Origin of the sequence: Streptomyces sp. NPDC058279 (assembly GCF_042881255.1) — a bacterium.
GTDB lineage: Bacteria > Actinomycetota > Actinomycetes > Streptomycetales > Streptomycetaceae > Streptomyces.
The window spans coordinates 159856-175319 of sequence record NZ_JBHVYA010000010.1 but is presented as its reverse complement, the minus strand read 5'-3'; the positions used below and the strand labels follow the sequence as shown (position 1 = coordinate 175319).

Sequence of the window (15464 nt, the reverse complement as noted above, 5' to 3'; positions counted from 1 at the left end):
CCGGGGGTCAGGTGAGCCCGTAGAACTTCTCCGTCTCGTCGACGGCCGCCTTGAAGCGCTCGTCGAAGTCATCGCGAATGAGCGTCCGGACGACATAGTCCTGGACGCTCATTCCCCGTTTGGCGGCATGAGTCCGGAGGCGTTCGAGCAGCTCCCCGTCTATGCGCATGCTCAGCACATGAGTCCCCATGCCGCACAGAGTCGGGGCACCGGCCCGGGACGCGGGTCATTTTCGGGAAGCGACTCACCCGGACGAGTGACGAAACCGGTGCGGTGGACGAACCCGGCGCCGTGTCCCATGGTGTGACGTGTGACGCCCGGAAACCAGTGTTCCTTAGAGAGAGTAATGAGTTATTCTAAGGAACATGCACGACCTTTCCCATGGCGACGACGCTGCCGCCGTGAACGATCTCCGCTCCGCCGTCATGCGCCTGGGCCGCCGGCTCAAGCACCAGCGCGTCGACGAGTCACTGAGCCCGACCGAGATGTCGGTGCTCGGCACCCTCGCCCGCTGCGGCCAGGCCACTCCCGGCGAGCTGGCGCGGCGCGAGCACGTCCAGCCGCCGTCGATGACCCGCATCGTCGCGCTGCTGGAGGCCAAGGGACTGGTACGGCTGGAGCCGCACCCGGACGACCGCCGCCAGAAGGTGGTCAGCCAGACGGAGGAAGCCGAGGCGATGCTCGAACAGAGCCGTCGCAAGCGCAACGCCTTCCTGGCCGGGCTCGCGGCGGAGCTCACCGAGGACGAATGGGCCAAGCTGCGCGCCGCGGCGCCCGTCCTGGACAAGCTCGCGCACTTCTAATCGTCCGACGCCAGGAGGCGAACGCTTTTGAGTACGGGAACCGGAGCAGACTCCGCACCCGGCCACACATCCACCACTACTCGACCCGCGGGCCGGAACTCCATGTTCAGCTCGCTGAGGATCCGGAACTACCGGCTCTTCGCCACCGGACAGGTCGTCTCGAACACCGGCACCTGGATGCAGCGCATCGCCCAGGACTGGCTGGTCCTGTCCCTCACCGGCTCGGCCTCCGCGGTGGGCATCACCATCGCGCTGCAGTTCCTGCCGATGCTGATGTTCGGCCTCTACGGAGGCGTACTCGCCGACCGGCTGCCCAAGCGGCCGCTGCTGCTGGCCACCCAGGGCGCCATGGGCCTGACCGGCATCGCCCTCGCCGCGCTCACCCTGGCCGGTCACGTCCAGGTCTGGCACGTCTACCTCGCCGCGTTCCTGCTCGGCCTGGTCACGGTCCTGGACAACCCGGCACGCCAGACGTTCGTCCCGGAGATGGTCGGCAAGGACCAGCTCGCGAACGCGGTCAGCCTGAACTCCGCCAACTTCCAGTCCGCGCGGCTGGTCGGCCCGGCGATCGCCGGTGTGCTGATCACCGCCGTCGGCTCCGGCTGGGCCTTCCTGCTGAACGGACTGTCCTTCGCCGCGCCGATCGCCGCGCTGCTGATGATGCGGACGCGGGAACTCCACCCGGTGGAGCGGCAGCCGCGCGGCAAGGGCCAGCTGCGGGAGGGCCTGCGGTACGTCGCCGGGCGCCCCGAGCTGATCTGGCCGATCGTGCTGGTCGGCTTCATCGGGACCTTCGGGTTCAACTTCCCGATCTGGCTGTCCGCGTTCGTGAACACGGTGTTCCACGGGGACGCCGGTACGTACGGCCTGTTCAACACCCTGATAGCGGCGGGTTCCCTGGCGGGCGCCCTGCTGGCGGCCCGGCGCGGCCACTCCCGGCTGCGGGTACTGGTCGCTGCGGCGGCGCTCTTCTCGGTCCTGCTGATCGTGACGGCGTTCGCGCCGGGGCTGTGGCTGTTCGCGGCGCTCCTGGTGCCGATCGGGATGTTCGGCCTGACGGTCAACGTCACGGCGAATTCGAGCGTGCAGATGGCGACCGACCCCGAGATGCGGGGCCGGGTGATGGCGCTGTTCATGATGGTCTTCACGGGCGGCACCCCGCTCGGGGCCCCGCTGGTGGGCTGGATCACGGACACGTACGGCGCCCGGATCGGCATGGCCGCGGGCGGCGCGGTCTCCCTGGTCTCGGCGTTGGCCATCGCGGTGGTCCTCTCCCGCGTCGGCAACCTCAGCGTCCGCCTCTCCCGCCGCGGCCTCACGTTCGTCGAGGCCCGCAGCCTGGTCAAGGCGGCCTGACCCCCTCCCCGGCGGGGCGACTCCGCCCCGCCGGCGTTTGAGGCGGTCGTTCCAGCCCCGCCGGCGTTTGAGGCGCGGGGTCCGGGGCGGAGTCCCGAAAGCCCGGCGCAGCCGGGGCCGCCCCGCGCAACGGCGCCGCACCCGCGACGCGGCCACGGCCCCGCCCACCACTAGGGTCACCCCATGAGGCTGTTCGCCGCCGTGCTGCCCCCCGCCCCCGCCGTCGCGGAACTCCACGAGGCCGTCCGGGCGGCGCGGGCCGCGTCACCCGCCGCCCCCCATCTCCGCTGGACCACGGAAGAGTCCTGGCACTTCACCCTCGCCTTCATGGGCGAGGTCCGCGAGGAGCTCCTCCCCGACCTCCACGCCCGCCTCGCCCGCGCGGCGGCCCGCACCGAGGCGTTCCCCCTCCGCATCCACGGCTGCGGCCACTTCGGCGACACCGCACTGTGGGCCGGCGCCGCCGGGGACCTCGACCGGATGCGGCTCCTCGCCGAACGCGCCGACGCCGCCGCCCGCCGCGCCGGCATCCCGATGGAGCAGCACCGCCGCTACACCCCGCACCTCACGCTCGCGCGGGGCGCCCGCGGCGCCACCCTCCGCCCCCACCTCGACGCCCTCGCCGCCTTCGAGGGCGGGCCCTGGCGGGTCGACACCCTGAGCCTCGTCCGCAGCAACCTGCCCACCGGCGGCATCCCCGGCGAGCGGCCCCGCTACGAGGTCGTCGGCGCCTGGCCCCTGGCCGTCGCCCCCGCGCCCGCCTGAGCGCCGCGCGGCGACACCCCCGTCACCGGGCGCTCCCGGTGCGCCAGATGTTCCCGGGCCACCCGCGCCGGTACGCACAGACGCCACGCGTCGGTGACCAGCTCCGCGAGCTCGCCCGCTTCCAGGGCGGCCATCCGGGCGTGCGCCCAGTTGTAGCGCAGGTCCCCGGCGCCCGGCAGGGAGAACTTCCCCGGCTCGGCCGCCACCAGATCCGCCCGCTCCTCCTTCGGGAAGGCGAAGCCCAGCTCCTCCTCGTCCCGGGACAGCGCGAGGTACACGATGCGGCCGACCCGGAACTTCACCCGGTCCCGGATCAGGTGCTCCTCCGTGCGGGGCAGTGCGAGCGCCAGTCGACGTACGTCCTCCACGGTCACCATGTGAGCAGTGTCGCAGCCCCACGACCGGGGACCGGCGGCTGCCGCGTTAGGCTCGACGGGTGGATCCGAAGACCAGAAACCGTGTCATGGCCGGTGTGCTCGTCCTGATGTTCGTCGTCGTCGCCGTGGCGGCCGCCGTCGGCCAGTAGCCCCGCGCCCGCGCTCGGCGTCCGCGCTCGGCGCCCACGCGCTCTTGCCTGGAGTCGACTCCAAGCAGTTGGCTTGGGTCCCATGAAGTACACGCAGCTCGGACGCACCGGACTCAAAGTCAGCCGACTCGTCCTCGGCACGATGAACTTCGGTCCGCAGACAGACGAACCGACCAGCCACGGCATCCTGGACGCCGCGATCGACGCGGGCCTGAATTTCGTGGACACCGCCAACGTCTACGGCTGGGGCGAGAACAAGGGCCGCACCGAGGAGATCATCGGCACCTGGTTCGCCCAAGGGGGCGGCCGCCGGGACAAGACGGTCCTGGCCACCAAGGTGTACGGGAACATGGCCGCCGAGGGCGACCCGTGGCCCAACCACGACAAGCTGTCGGCCCTCAACATCCGCCGGGCCGTCGACGCGAGCCTCAAGCGGCTCCAGACCGACTACATCGACGTCTACCAGTTCCACCACGTCGACCGCCGGACGCCGTTCGAGGAGATCTGGCAGGCCGTCGAGGTCCTGATCCAGCAGGGCAAGATCCTCTACGCGGGCTCGTCCAACTTCCCCGGCTACAAGATCGCCCAGGCCAACGAGACCGCCGCCCGGCGCGGCACGCTCGGACTGGTCAGCGAGCAGTGCCTCTACAACCTCGCCGAACGGCGGGCCGAGATGGAGGTCATCCCGGCCGCCCGGGAGTACGGCCTCGGCGTCATCCCGTGGTCCCCGTTGCACGGCGGCCTGCTCGGCGGCGTCATCAAGAAGGAGACGCAGGGCGGCCGCCGCGCCTCGGGTCGCTCCGCTGACGCGCTGGCCAACAGCGCGGTACGGGGCCAGGTGCAGGCGTACGAGGACCTCCTCGACAAGCACGGCCTGGAGCCCGGCGAGACGGCCCTGGCCTGGCTGCTGACCCGGCCCGGGGTCACCGGCCCGATCGTCGGCCCCCGCACGTCCGAGCAGCTCGACAGCGCCCTGCGCGCACTGGAACTGGAGCTGGACGAGGAGCTGCTGACGGCCCTGGACGAAATCTTCCCCGGTCCCGGCCCGGCGCCGGAGGCCTTCGCCTGGTAGCCGCGGCGCGGGAGCCAACGGCCCCGCCCGCGCCGGCCGTCGTCCCGTTCGTCACGGGCGGCGGCCGGCGCGCGTCGGGGCCGGTCAGCCGCCGGCCGCGCGGTAGGGGCCGCCGACGGACCACGCCTGGTGGAGGGCCGACGCGAACTCGGCCGCCAGCCGGTGTTCGCCGGAGGCGTTGGGGTGGGTGCCGTCGTAGGTGTCCCGCGCCAACTCGTAGCCCTGCGGGCGCGCGGCCAGCAGGATCGGCGAGGCGGGGGTGGAGAGGTCCGCCACCGCCTTGGCGAGCAGCTCGTTGAAGGCGGTCACCTGGGCGGCGAAGGGCGCGTCGGAGTCGGCCCGGACGTTCGGGATGACGGGGAGCAGCACCATCCGGACGTCGGCTCGCGCCGCCCGGGCCTCCGCGATGAACCGGCGGACGTTCACGGCGGTCTGGGGCGCGTCGGTGTAGAAGCCGAGGTCTATCAGCCCGAGGGAGACGAGCAGCACGTCCGGCTCGGCGGCGGCGACCGCCGGGCCGATCAGCGGTGCCATGTGCTGCCAGCCCTCGCCCCAGCCGGCCAGGTGGCGGCGGGCGTCCTCGGGGAAGTCCGGGGCCGCGTACGCGTGGCTGACGGGCGCGTCGGCGGCGGTGTCGTACAGCGCGACGCGCGGGCCGACGATGCGGAAGGAGTCGCCCAGGGTGGCGCGCAGGTGCTGCCACATCCGGTAGCGCCAGGTGTAGTCGCCGGCGCGTCCGATGGTCATGGAGTCGCCGACGAACATGAAACGCATCCGGTCATCATCGCGGATCACCGGACCGGGTCCGCTGTGATGCCCGCCACGCCGGCCGGCCTGGCAGGCTGGGGGAATGCGCCTGCTGCCGATCGTGACCGCGTTCACCGCCGCCGCCGTCCTCACCGCGTCCCCGACGGCCACCGCCGCGACCGGTGTCTCGGACTTCACCATCCAGGACCCGCGCATCACCGAGTCCAGCGGACTCGCGGCGAGCCGCGCCCACCCGGGCGTCTACTGGACGCACAACGACAGCGACGACGGCCCGTACGTGTACGCGGTGGACTCCGCGACCGGCAAGACGGTGGCGCGGGTGACGATGACCGGGGTCGGACGGCCGCGCGACGTCGAGGCCATCTCGCTGGGCCCGGACGGGCAGTTGTACGTCGCCGACATCGGGGACAACCGGGACGGCACCTGGGACCACGTCTGGATCTACCGCTTCCCGGAGCCGCGGGAGTTGGCGGACGTGACGGTCAAGGCCGAACAGTTCACGGTGCGGTACGCGGACGGCCCGCGCAACGCCGAGGCCCTGATGGTGCATCCGGTGACGGGACGCGTCTACATCGCGAGCAAGAACGAGCGGACGGGCGGACTCTACGAAGGGCCCGACCGGCTGTCGGCCGACGGCACCAACGTGTTCCGGCGGATCGCGGACGTGCCCTGGGTGACGGACGGGGCGTTCTCACCCGACGGCAGCCGGCTGACGCTGCGCGGCTACTTCTTCGCGAAGACGTACCCGTGGCGGGACGGGCGCCCGCAGGGCCCCGGCGAGGCGGTGGCCGCGCCCTGGCAGGGGCAGGCGGAGTCGGTGACGTACTCGGCGGACGGCTCGACGCTGCTGTTCGGCTCCGAGGGCACGAACAGCCGGGTCGTCGCGGTCCCGGTCCGCCCGACGACACCCGACCCGAAGACGACCCCCCCGGGCCCCTCCGGGAGCCCCGCGCCGGGCTCCCCGGCCGCTCCCGCGAAGCCGGGGTCCGGCAGCTTCACCAAGGGCGCGCTGGTCCTCGTCCTGGCCGCGGCCCTGGTGCTCGGCGGCCGTCGGCTGGTGCGGCGCAAACGCTGACGGCCCGGGCGGCCCGGCCGCGTAACCTGCCGGTATGGCCGATGACATGGTGGGGCTGAGCGGGCGGGTCACCGGGACGGTGGGGCCCGGCCTGGTGGGCGAGGTCATCGTCCGCATCCGGGGCGGAGCCGAGCACTTCCTGGCGTATCCGGCACTGGGCGAACAAACGCCGCTGCCCGTGGGGACGGTGGTCACCGTGGTGGAACACCTGCCGCCGCGCACGGTGTACGTGAGTGCCGCGTACGTCAACTGACCCCCGGCTCCACCTGCGACTCCACCTGCGCGTATCAAGATTGCGACAAGTCTCCGCCGACGCCTTCACGCCCGGTCCCGGCAGGCGCACACTCGCCTTCTCCGGTGCCGCAACGGCACCGCTCTAAGGGGGCGTTTGCCGATGGACATCGGCGTCGTGGCGGGAGTCGTTCTCGCCGCCGTACTTGTTCTGGTCGGGCTGTTCAAACTCATGTGGCGGGTCGCCGAACCGAACGAAGCACTCGTCATCTCCGGTTCCGCGCACCGGACCGAGGGCCTGGGCGACGGCATGGGGTTCCGGATCGTCACCGGGCGCGGAACCCTCGTACTGCCGGGGGTCCAGGCCGTGCGGAAACTGTCACTGGACCTGAACGAGACCCAGCTCGTGGTGGACTGCGTGACCCACCAGGGCATCCCGCTGAAGGTGCGCGGAGTGGTCATCTTCAAGGTGGGGGACGACACCGTCTCGATCGCCAACGCCGCACGCCGGTTCCTGGACCAGCAGAAGATGATCCCCGAGCGCGTGCACATCGTCTTCGCGGGTCATCTGCGCTCGATCGTGGGCGGGCTGACCGTCGAGGACATGATCCGTGACCGCGAGAAGCTGACGGGTCAGACCAGGGCGGCCTGCGGGAGCGAGATGGAGAAGCTCGGCCTGATCGTCGACTCGCTCCAGATCCACGAGATCGAGGACCCGACCGGCTACATCAAGAACCTCGCGATGCCGCACGCGGCGGCCGTGCAGCGGGACGCGCGGATCGCGCAGGCCGACGCGAACCTGCTGGCGACGGAGGCCGAGCAGGCCGCCTTCGCCCGGATGTCGGAGGCCACCCGGGACAGCGAGATCCTCCAGGCCGGCTACCAGGCCGAGCGGGACAAGGCCGCGGCCGCGGCCAAGCAGGCGGGCCCGCTCGCCGAGGCGGCCGCCCGCCAGGAGGTCGTCGTCCAGGAGACCAGGGTCGCGGAGCTGGAGGCCAACCGGCGCGAGCAGCAGCTCCAGGCGGACGTGCGCAAGCCGGCGGACGCGAAGGCGTACGAGCAGCGCACGCTCGCCGAGGCGGACCGGGACTCGCGGATCTCGGCCGCGCAGGCGAAGGCGAAGGAGACGGAACTCGCGGCGGCGGCCGAGGCCACCCGGGTCAAGGCGGCCGCGGCGGCCGAGGCCGAAGCGGCGGAGGCGCGCGGCCTGGCCAACGCGAAGGCCACCCGGGCGACGGGCGAGGCCGAGGCGGCGGCGACGCAGGCCAGGGGCCTCGCGGAGGCCGAGGCGGCGAAGGCCCGTGGCCTGGCGGACGCGGCGTCGGCGAAGGCGAAGGGCCTCGCGGAGGCGGAGGCCATCAAGGCGCGGGCGGCGGCGCTGGCGGAGAACCAGGAGGCGGTGGTGGCCCAGCAGCTCGCCGAGAACTGGCCGAAGATCGTGGAGGCCGGGGCGGGTGCGTTCGGCAACGTGGAGCACATGGTGCTGCTGAACGGGGCGGAGGGCATGTCGGAGATGTTCGCCAAGGCCCTGACGATGGGCGGCACCGGCCTGGGCCTGGCCCGACAGCTGCTGTCCTCGATGGCGCAGTCCCCGAACCAGCCGGCCACGGCCGTCCCGACCGCCACGCCCCCCTCCGGCGAGGTCATCCCGATCTCGGACCAGGCCACCGGGGCCTGACGGCGCAACCGGGGGCCGTACCCGCCGGCGCGGCCCCCGGAAAGCCGCACCCGGGGGCCGGTCGACGCGGAACGGCACCGGCCGCGTCCCGCTGACGTGCGGCCAAGCCCTCCCGGGGCCGTCCCGATCTCGGGCGAGGCCGTGCGCGCGTGACGCGGCGGGCCGGGGTGAGTCCCACGGCGTGGCGCCGTTGCCGCCGCCGCAAGGCGGTGGAGAAGGCCGAGGCAGCCGCCGCCGCGGCCACCGCCCGCCCGTACGTCAGCGGGGCCGGCCGCGGCGAAGGCGGCCTCGTGGGGGCAGCTCAGGGGGTTCTCCCGGACGGAGTCCGGGGTACCCGGGGAAGATTCCGGGCGCGGGTCCGGGGCGGAGCCCCGGAAGCCCGGCGGGGCCGGGGGCACCTGCGCCGCGGCGCCGCGGGCTAGGAGTGGCCCAGGTCGGCCGGCGGGAGGTCGGACACCGGCACCGAGCCGGTGTCCGGCGCCGGCCGCAGCAGGAACTCGTCCGAGGCCATGGAGTCCAGCACCGGCGGCGCCGGCCGCAGCGGCTTCGGCATGACCGCGGCCTCCGAGTGGCCCCCGCACCCGTAGGACAGCGACACCAGCCGCCCGTCCGCCGGACCGAACTCGTTCGCGCAGACGCCGAACGCCTGGCCCAGAGAGCCGCCGATCGCCACGAGGAACCCGCACGACACGCACGACGCCGGCGCCGCCTGGGCCATCGGCGTCTTCGCCCCGAACGCCTCGTCCCAGCGGTCCGCCGCACTGTGCAGCCCGTACCGCGACAGGACCCGCGCCCGGCGCATGCCGAGCTCCTCGGCCACCGAGGTGATGGAGCCCCGTACCGGGACCACCGTCCGGTCGGTGACGTCCGCGTCCTCCGCCTCGACCAGCTCGGCCATCTCCTCGGAGACCACCGAGTTCGGCGGCGGCGCGTCCTCGCCCGACCAGCCCGGCTCCAGCCGCAGGTCGTCGGCCTCGGTGGGCAGCAGGTCGCCCGGCCCCAGGTCGCCCGGCCGCAGCCGCTCGCTCCACGGCACCCATTCGGGGGCGAGCAGCGCGTCGTCGCCCGGGAGCAGCACCGTTTCGTCGAGGGTGACGAGCTTGGCGCGGGAGGCGCGCGTCACGGTGACGGCCCACCGCCAACCCCGGTAGCCGGGGTCCTTGCACTCGAAGAAGTGGGTGACGACCCGGTCGCCCTCGGAGACGACGGAGACATGCTCGCCCACCACTCCGGGGGCGGCGGCCTCCTCGGCCGCCGCACGGGCGAGGTCTACCGCCTCGGCACACAGGCGGTCGGGGGTACGGCTTCGCGTCGTCGCAGCACTCACAGGTCTCGTTCTCTCCTACGCCGTCTCACGAGTGCGCCGTCCGTACTGTCGTCCACAACGACCCGTCGGTCTTGTCCGTACGTAGCGCGGGCGGAGCGGACCAGAGGGCCGCGTCGACGTCCGCACCCGATCGGCCTCGGGCGCACCTACCTGCAATCCATTCTGCGGGATCGCGAAGAGGCGCGCGGCCAAGAGCAACCGCCGGTGGCGCGCTACGCACGCTACCTCCTCCGACGCCTCCGGCCCACATGCAAGGTCCGATTCGCGGACAACCCGACCGGCCGGGCGCCCGAAACGCGCCGGGGCGGGTCCACGAGGGCCGAGTGGGGCACTATGACCAGGTGGCACCCGTACGGTCGTCCGCAGACGGCCCGGGACCGGCCAGGCGGGCCGGCCGGGCCGTCGGTCGTGCCCTGCACGTCCCCATCACCGGTACGGTCCGCGGAATCCGGCGGGTCACGCACGCGCACGGAGCCGGCGAATCGGGGCTCGGCAAGCTGATCGAGCTGCACGCCATCAACGGCGCCGGCGATGTGATGATCACCGTCGCGCTCGCGTCCACGGTGTTCTTCTCGGTCCCCACGGACGAGGCACGCGGTCGGGTGGCCCTGTACCTCGCCATCACCATGGCTCCCTTCACCCTGCTCGCCCCGGTGATCGGGCCGCTGCTGGACCGGCTGCCGCACGGGCGGCGGGCCGCGATGGCGGGCGCGATGCTGGCCCGCGCCCTGCTGGCGGTGATGATGTCGGGCGCGGTGGCCACGGGCGGTCTGGAGTTGTACCCGGCGGCGCTCGGTGTCCTCGTCGCGTCGAAGGCGTACGGGGTCGTGCGCAGCGCGGTGGTGCCGAGACTGCTCCCGCCGAAGTTCTCGCTCGTCAAGGCGAACTCCCGGGTCACGCTGGCCGGTCTGCTGGCCACGGGCGCGGCGGCGCCGGTCGGGGCCGGGCTCCAGGCGATCGGGCCGCCCTGGCCGCTGTACGGGGCGTGCGCCATCTTCATCTGGGGGACCTTCGCCGCGTTCACGCTGCCGCACAAGGTGGACGAGGCGAAGGGCGAACGGCGGGCGCGGCTGTCCACCCACGAGCCGCACTCGCGCAAGCCGGGGCTGCGGACGATCAGCCGGCCGGTGCTGTGCGGGCTGCTGGCGAACGCCGCGATGCGCGCGCTGTCCGGGTTCCTGATCTTCTTCCTGGCGTTCCTGCTGCGCGAGCAGCCCTTGGCCGGGCAGAGCGCGGCGGTGTCGTTGGGCATCGTCGGCGTGGCGGCGGGCGTCGGCAACGCGGGCGGCACGGCGGTGGGCGCGTGGCTGCGGGCGCGGGCGCCGGAGACCATCATCGCGGCGGTGCTGGCGGTGACCCTCGGGGTCGCGGTGCTGGCGGCGGTGTTCTTCAGCGGGCTGTTCGTGGCGATCCTGGGCGCCACGGCGGGCTTCTGCCAGGCCCTGGCGAAGCTCTCCCTGGACGCGATGATCCAGCGGGACGTGCCGGAGGCGGTCCGTACGTCGGCCTTCGCCCGCTCGGAGACCCTGCTCCAGATGGCGTGGGTCCTGGGCGGCGGCATCGGGATCGTGCTCCCGCTGAACGGCGTCCTCGGCATGGCGGTGGCGGCGGCCATAGTCGCCTCGGGCACCGCCCTCGCCTTCCGCGGCGCCCTCACCGCCCCCCACCACCACCCCGGCCCCTCCCGCCCCCGCGTGGCGTAACAACGCGGCCCCACCAATCCAGCCTCGCCGGCGTTTGAGGCGCGGGCCCAATCCGGCCCCACCGGCTTTGAGGCGCGGGGTCCGGGGCGCGGGCCCAATCCAGCCCCGCCGGCGTTTGAGGCGCCGGCCCAATCCGGCCTCGCCGGCGTTTGAGGCGCCGGCCCAATCCAGCCTCGCCGGCGTTTGAGGCGCGGGGTCCGGGGCGGAGCCCCGAAAGCCCGGCGCAGCCGGGGCCGCTCGCGCCGCGGCGCCGCACCGGCACCCGCGCCCACCGCCCCCGGCGGGGAGCCACGCCCCGCACACCCCCCGTGCGGCACCCCGGCCCACCGGCCCGATAGCCTTCGGCTCATGACCGCACCGCTTTTCCCGGGTAGGGCCCACCGCAGCGTCGCGGCCCTCGGAGCCGTGTCCGCCGGCCTCCTCCTCCTGTCGGCCTGTGGCTCCGCCAAGCCGACCCCGCTCGCGACCGTGACCGTCGGCAGCTCGTCGGTGTCCTCCGAGAGCGCCTGCCGCCCCGCCGGCGGCGAGGAGCTCACGGTCGAGCGGGTCCAGTCCTGCCTCGCCAACGCCAAGAACGCCAAGACCATCGAGTACGGCCGCGGCGACACCCTGCGCCTCGGCGTCGAGCCCGACGTCGTCAAGGACGACAAGAAGTGGCAGGCGGTCCTCGACGGCCAGCCGATCACCGAGCCGTCCTCGAACACCTACCGCAGCTTCCAGGGCGCCGACGTCTTCGCCACCGGCGGCCAGGGCGAGGCCCCCGCCTCGAAGATGCTGGGCTTCGTCCAGGTCGACGCGAGCGGCAAGCCGCTCGCCGTCTGGACCTTCAAGGTCAAGCTCAAGTAGCCGCACCGTGCGCGCGCTCATCGTGACCGCCGTGGCCGCGGAGGCAGACTCCGTGACCGCCGGTCTCACCCCTCATCCGGACCCGGTCACCCCGGAGCCGCGCACGCTGCCCGGGGGTTATCCGATCCACCGCCGGGACCTGCCCGGTCTCGCCGCCGACGTCCTTGTCGGCGGCGTCGGGCCGGCCGCCGTGGCGGCGGCCACGGCCACCGCCCTCGTGCTGGCCGACTACTCACTCGTCGTCTCCGCCGGCATCGGCGGCGGGTTCGCGCCCGCCGCCCCACCCGGCTCCCTCGTCGTCGCCGACGCCCTCGTGGCCGCCGACCTCGGGGCCGACACACCCGACGGGTTCCTGCCGGTGGACGCGCTCGGCTTCGGCCACAGCGTGCACCTGCCGCCCGTCGAGCTCGCCGCCCGGGCCGCCGAGGCGACCGGCGCCCTGCTGGCGCCCGTCCTCACCGTCTCCACCGTCACCGGCACCGCCGCCCGCGCCGCCGAACTCGCCGCCCGCCACCCGCTCGCCGGCGCCGAGGCCATGGAAGGCTTCGGCGTGGCGGAAGCCGCCGCCGCGCACGGGTTGCCCGTCCTGGAGATCCGGGCGGTGTCCAATCCCGTCGGGCCCCGCGACCGGGACGCCTGGCGGATCGGGGACGCCCTGGCCGCGCTGGCCGACGGCTTCCGCGCGCTGGGACCCGTACTCGTCCACTGGGGAGAACAGCATGAGCAGCGGCAGCCCTGACAGCGGTGTGGGCTTCGGCGTCGATGTCGGTATCGACGGCACTCCGGTACGCATCGCCTACTCGCCGTGTCCCAATGACACCTTCGTCTTCGACGCCTGGGCGCACGGCCGGGTCCCCGGCGCGCCCGCCCTCGACGTCACCTTCGCCGACATCGACCTCACCAACGGCATGGCCGAGCGCGGTGAGCTCGACGTGCTGAAGGTGTCCTACGCCGTGCTGCCCTGGGTGCTGGAGGAGTACGCGCTGCTGCCCTGCGGCGGCGCGCTGGGACGCGGCTGCGGTCCCCTCGTGCTCACCCGGAAACCCGGCGTGGACCTGGCCGGGAAGACGGTCGCCGTGCCGAGCGAGCGCTCCACCGCCTACCTGTTGTTCCGGCTGTGGGCGGCGGCCGTGCTCCCCGCGCCGGTCGGCAAGGTCGTGGTGCTGCCCTTCCACGAGATCATGCCCGCGGTGCGCGACGGCCGGGTGGACGCCGGACTGGTCATCCACGAGGCCCGGTTCACCTATCAGGACTACGGGCTGCACTGCCTGGCCGACATGGGCGAGCACTGGGAATCCACCACCGGCCTGCCCATCCCGCTCGGCGCGATCATCGCCAAGCGCTCGCTGGGGGCGGACGCGCTGCGTGCGCTGGCCGACGCGGCACGTGCGTCGGTGCGGATGGCCTGGGACGACCCCGAGGCGTCCCGCCCGTACGTGCGCGCGCACGCGCAGGAGCTGGACCCGTCCGTCGCCGACCAGCACATCGGGCTGTACGTCAACGAGTTCACCGCGGACCTCGGCGACGACGGGTACGCGGCCGTGCGCGGACTGCTGACCCGGGCCGCCGCTGAGGGTCTGGTTCCGGCCATCGCGCCCGACGCGCTGCGCTTCCCGTAACCGGGGACGCCGGTGCCCCGCCCCCCACGGGAGGGAGCGGGGCACCGGCGTCACATCACGTCGTGCGTCACATGACGTCGTGCGTCGCGTCAGACGTCGAGCTGGTCGGCGACCGCCCTCAGCAGTCCGGCGATCTTCGTACCGTGCGTCTTGTCGGGGTAGCGGCCCCGCTCCAGCATCGGGGTGATGTTCTCCAGCAGGGTCGTCAGGTCCTGCACGATGGAGGCGAGCTCGTCCGGCTTACGGCGCTGGGCGGCCGCGACGGAGGGCGCCGGATCCAGCACCGTCACCGAAAGCGCCTGGTCACCACGCTGCCCGGCGACCACGCCGAACTCCACGCGCTGGCCGGGCTTGAGGGCGTCCACCCCGGCGGGGAGTACCGACGAGTGGACGAAGACGTCGCCGCCGTCGTCGCGGGAGAGGAAGCCGAAGCCCTTCTCACTGTTGAACCACTTGACCTTGCCGGTAGGCACGTCCGTCCTCTGTTCTTGTGCGTGTCGGGTCCGGAGGGCCGTGTGACGGCTCCGGACAGCAGTGCAGCGGGTCCCCTGACCCGCCACCTCCAGGCTAATGCTCCGGAAACGGGTGACAAGTCGTTACCCGGTCCTTCCGGCACTGCCGCTTCGGCCAGGGAACTACCCTGGTGAGGTGACTGCTACTCCTCATCCCGATCACGACGACGACGCGCCCCGGCCGGGCGACGGACTGATCAGGGCCGGCGGCATCCTGTTCATCGTCGGAGCCGTCGCCACGCTCGTGACGATGGCACCCCTGTTCCTCGACATCGAGCCGTTCCCGTCGTACGCGTGGGCGGTGTGCATGCTCATGGGCGTCGGGTTCGCCGTCTCGGCGGCCGGCGTGGTGCGTTCCGTCTCCGCCCAGCGCAGGGCGGCCCGGGCGTCCCAGGCCGCCGCCGGCTGAGGTCAGACCTCGCGGGTGCGGGCGTACTCCGCCAGCCAATCCGGCAGTGCGGTCAGGTCCGGCAGTACGACGTCGGCACCGGCCGCGCGCAGCTCCGGCTCCGCGCAGGGGCCGGTCGGCACGGACACCGACACGGCGCCGGCGGCGCGCGCCCCGCGTACGTCGCCGACGTGGTCGCCGACGTAGACCTGGGCGCCGTACTCGCGCAGCGCCTCCGCCTTCGCCTCTGCCCACAGCCAGCCGACGACGGCGTCGGGCTCGATGCCGAGGTGCTCCAGGTGCATCCGGGCGTTGGGCTCGTTCTTCGCGGTCACGACGATCGCCCGCCCGCCGAGCCCCTGCACGGCCTTGATCGCCTCACGGGCGCCGGGCATCGCGGGCGTGGTGTGGATGGCGTGGGTGGCGTAGATCTCCCGGTACCGGTCGACCATCGCCGGGATCACCTCCTCGGGGAACCACCGGGCGATCTCCTCCTCCAACGGCGGGCCGAGCCGGGTGACGGCCTCGTCGGCGTCTATGAAGGTGCCCGTCTCGGCGGAGAGCGCCAGGTAGTTGGCCCGGATGCCGGGCCGGGAGTCGATGAGGGTCATGTCGAGGTCGAAACCGACCGTCAACGGCGCGACGGGGGGTGCGGTGGGGGGCGTCTCGGGACTCATGCCAGTCATTGTGCCGAGGGGGGCCGGACCGGTGGGTACGCAGTCTTGCGCCCGACCGATCGGGGGGCGGAATATGCCGATTTACCGCCCCCAAACCCCCCTGTCGCCATAGGCCGCC

Annotated in this window: 18 protein-coding genes; 12 read left to right on the top strand and 6 right to left on the bottom strand. The window is 73.3% G+C overall.

Annotated elements, in window-relative coordinates; translation table 11 throughout:
* Positions 1-7 precede the first annotated feature (7 nt).
* Positions 8-190, bottom strand: coding sequence for a hypothetical protein (locus tag ACFVXJ_RS20805; protein WP_031146958.1), 183 nt, complete (start codon positions 188-190; stop codon positions 8-10).
* A gap of 175 nt (positions 191-365) precedes the next feature.
* Between ACFVXJ_RS20805 and ACFVXJ_RS20800 the strand changes: the two genes are divergently transcribed.
* From ACFVXJ_RS20800 to thpR, 3 genes are all read left to right on the top strand, one after another.
* On the top strand, positions 366-803 hold the full coding sequence (locus ACFVXJ_RS20800; protein ID WP_361314748.1) for a MarR family transcriptional regulator: 438 nt from the start codon (positions 366-368) through the stop codon (positions 801-803).
* Positions 804-830: 27 nt separating this feature from the next.
* Entirely contained in the window at positions 831-2159 is a 1329-nt protein-coding gene (locus ACFVXJ_RS20795; RefSeq protein WP_389663543.1) for an MFS transporter, read from the top strand.
* 183 nt (positions 2160-2342) lie between these two features.
* Complete coding sequence (thpR, locus tag ACFVXJ_RS20790) at positions 2343-2924, top strand: RNA 2',3'-cyclic phosphodiesterase (RefSeq protein WP_389663542.1); 582 nt, start codon at positions 2343-2345, stop codon at positions 2922-2924.
* On the opposite strand, the gene ACFVXJ_RS20785 is transcribed toward thpR, so the two are convergent.
* Positions 2873-3301 carry an MmcQ/YjbR family DNA-binding protein gene (locus tag ACFVXJ_RS20785; RefSeq protein WP_389663540.1) on the bottom strand — a complete coding sequence of 143 codons (429 nt, stop codon included), beginning with the start codon at positions 3299-3301 and terminating at the stop codon, positions 2873-2875. The genes thpR and ACFVXJ_RS20785 overlap by 52 nt on opposite strands.
* Before the next feature lie 231 nt (positions 3302-3532).
* Here ACFVXJ_RS20785 and ACFVXJ_RS20780 point away from each other — a divergent pair, with 231 nt between their 5' ends.
* On the top strand, positions 3533-4522 hold the full coding sequence (locus tag ACFVXJ_RS20780; RefSeq protein ID WP_389663538.1) for an aldo/keto reductase: 990 nt from the start codon (positions 3533-3535) through the stop codon (positions 4520-4522).
* A gap of 84 nt (positions 4523-4606) precedes the next feature.
* Here the strand turns inward: ACFVXJ_RS20780 and ACFVXJ_RS20775 are convergent, their stop codons facing one another.
* On the bottom strand, positions 4607-5296 hold the full coding sequence (locus ACFVXJ_RS20775; RefSeq protein WP_389663536.1) for a GDSL-type esterase/lipase family protein: 690 nt from the start codon (positions 5294-5296) through the stop codon (positions 4607-4609).
* A gap of 76 nt (positions 5297-5372) precedes the next feature.
* On the opposite strand from ACFVXJ_RS20775, the gene ACFVXJ_RS20770 reads away from it, so the two are divergent.
* The 3 genes from ACFVXJ_RS20770 to ACFVXJ_RS20760 all read left to right on the top strand — a co-directional run bounded on the left by ACFVXJ_RS20770 (position 5373) and on the right by ACFVXJ_RS20760 (position 8274).
* Positions 5373-6365, top strand: a complete 993-nt coding sequence (locus ACFVXJ_RS20770) for a WD40 repeat domain-containing protein (protein ID WP_389663534.1) — start codon at positions 5373-5375, stop codon at positions 6363-6365.
* A gap of 46 nt (positions 6366-6411) precedes the next feature.
* Positions 6412-6618 (top strand): hypothetical protein, encoded by a 207-nt coding sequence (locus ACFVXJ_RS20765; protein WP_389663615.1) that lies wholly within the window; start codon positions 6412-6414, stop codon positions 6616-6618.
* A 141-nt stretch (positions 6619-6759) separates the two neighbouring features.
* Positions 6760-8274 carry an SPFH domain-containing protein gene (locus ACFVXJ_RS20760; protein WP_389663532.1) on the top strand — a complete coding sequence of 505 codons (1515 nt, stop codon included), beginning with the start codon at positions 6760-6762 and terminating at the stop codon, positions 8272-8274.
* A gap of 418 nt (positions 8275-8692) precedes the next feature.
* Here the strand turns inward: ACFVXJ_RS20760 and ACFVXJ_RS20755 are convergent, their stop codons facing one another.
* The gene (locus ACFVXJ_RS20755; protein ID WP_389663531.1) at positions 8693-9601 is read right to left on the bottom strand and encodes a DUF3027 domain-containing protein; all 909 of its coding nucleotides are present in this window, start codon (positions 9599-9601) and stop codon (positions 8693-8695) included.
* A gap of 323 nt (positions 9602-9924) precedes the next feature.
* On the opposite strand from ACFVXJ_RS20755, the gene ACFVXJ_RS20750 reads away from it, so the two are divergent.
* The 4 genes from ACFVXJ_RS20750 to ACFVXJ_RS20735 all read left to right on the top strand — a co-directional run bounded on the left by ACFVXJ_RS20750 (position 9925) and on the right by ACFVXJ_RS20735 (position 13769).
* Positions 9925-11304, top strand: a complete 1380-nt coding sequence (locus ACFVXJ_RS20750) for an MFS transporter (RefSeq protein ID WP_389663529.1) — start codon at positions 9925-9927, stop codon at positions 11302-11304.
* A gap of 348 nt (positions 11305-11652) precedes the next feature.
* Positions 11653-12150: a DUF2771 domain-containing protein gene (locus ACFVXJ_RS20745; RefSeq protein WP_389663527.1), complete on the top strand. Its 498-nt coding sequence runs from the start codon at positions 11653-11655 to the stop codon at positions 12148-12150.
* A 7-nt stretch (positions 12151-12157) separates the two neighbouring features.
* Positions 12158-12889, top strand: coding sequence for a futalosine hydrolase (locus ACFVXJ_RS20740; RefSeq protein ID WP_389663526.1), 732 nt, complete (start codon positions 12158-12160; stop codon positions 12887-12889).
* The gene (locus ACFVXJ_RS20735; protein ID WP_389663524.1) at positions 12870-13769 is read left to right on the top strand and encodes a 1,4-dihydroxy-6-naphthoate synthase; all 900 of its coding nucleotides are present in this window, start codon (positions 12870-12872) and stop codon (positions 13767-13769) included. Before ACFVXJ_RS20740 ends, ACFVXJ_RS20735 begins: the two co-directional genes overlap by 20 nt.
* Positions 13770-13858: 89 nt before the next feature.
* Here ACFVXJ_RS20735 and ACFVXJ_RS20730 read toward each other — a convergent pair whose 3' ends face one another.
* The gene (locus tag ACFVXJ_RS20730; protein WP_030961842.1) at positions 13859-14242 is read right to left on the bottom strand and encodes a cold-shock protein; all 384 of its coding nucleotides are present in this window, start codon (positions 14240-14242) and stop codon (positions 13859-13861) included.
* 175 nt (positions 14243-14417) lie between these two features.
* Here ACFVXJ_RS20730 and ACFVXJ_RS20725 point away from each other — a divergent pair, with 175 nt between their 5' ends.
* Complete coding sequence (locus ACFVXJ_RS20725) at positions 14418-14690, top strand: hypothetical protein (protein ID WP_389663522.1); 273 nt, start codon at positions 14418-14420, stop codon at positions 14688-14690.
* Between the two features lie 2 nt (positions 14691-14692).
* On the opposite strand, the gene ACFVXJ_RS20720 is transcribed toward ACFVXJ_RS20725, so the two are convergent.
* Positions 14693-15355 (bottom strand): HAD family hydrolase, encoded by a 663-nt coding sequence (locus ACFVXJ_RS20720; RefSeq protein WP_389663521.1) that lies wholly within the window; start codon positions 15353-15355, stop codon positions 14693-14695.
* Positions 15356-15464 lie beyond the last annotated feature (109 nt).

What these genes read in the sequence shown, in the direction of transcription:
- ACFVXJ_RS20805 (WP_031146958.1), bottom strand. Translation starts at nt 190, where the DNA reads ATGGGGACTCATGTGCTGAGCATGCGCATAGACGGGGAGCTGCTCGAA.
- ACFVXJ_RS20800 (WP_361314748.1), top strand. Translation starts at nt 366, where the DNA reads ATGCACGACCTTTCCCATGGCGACGACGCTGCCGCCGTGAACGATCTC.
- thpR (WP_389663542.1), top strand. Translation starts at nt 2,343, where the DNA reads ATGAGGCTGTTCGCCGCCGTGCTGCCCCCCGCCCCCGCCGTCGCGGAA.
- ACFVXJ_RS20785 (WP_389663540.1), bottom strand. Translation starts at nt 3,301, where the DNA reads ATGGTGACCGTGGAGGACGTACGTCGACTGGCGCTCGCACTGCCCCGC.
- ACFVXJ_RS20780 (WP_389663538.1), top strand. Translation starts at nt 3,533, where the DNA reads ATGAAGTACACGCAGCTCGGACGCACCGGACTCAAAGTCAGCCGACTC.
- ACFVXJ_RS20775 (WP_389663536.1), bottom strand. Translation starts at nt 5,296, where the DNA reads ATGCGTTTCATGTTCGTCGGCGACTCCATGACCATCGGACGCGCCGGC.
- ACFVXJ_RS20770 (WP_389663534.1), top strand. Translation starts at nt 5,373, where the DNA reads ATGCGCCTGCTGCCGATCGTGACCGCGTTCACCGCCGCCGCCGTCCTC.
- ACFVXJ_RS20765 (WP_389663615.1), top strand. Translation starts at nt 6,412, where the DNA reads ATGGTGGGGCTGAGCGGGCGGGTCACCGGGACGGTGGGGCCCGGCCTG.
- ACFVXJ_RS20760 (WP_389663532.1), top strand. Translation starts at nt 6,760, where the DNA reads ATGGACATCGGCGTCGTGGCGGGAGTCGTTCTCGCCGCCGTACTTGTT.
- ACFVXJ_RS20745 (WP_389663527.1), top strand. Translation starts at nt 11,653, where the DNA reads ATGACCGCACCGCTTTTCCCGGGTAGGGCCCACCGCAGCGTCGCGGCC.
- ACFVXJ_RS20735 (WP_389663524.1), top strand. Translation starts at nt 12,870, where the DNA reads ATGAGCAGCGGCAGCCCTGACAGCGGTGTGGGCTTCGGCGTCGATGTC.
- ACFVXJ_RS20720 (WP_389663521.1), bottom strand. Translation starts at nt 15,355, where the DNA reads ATGACTGGCATGAGTCCCGAGACGCCCCCCACCGCACCCCCCGTCGCG.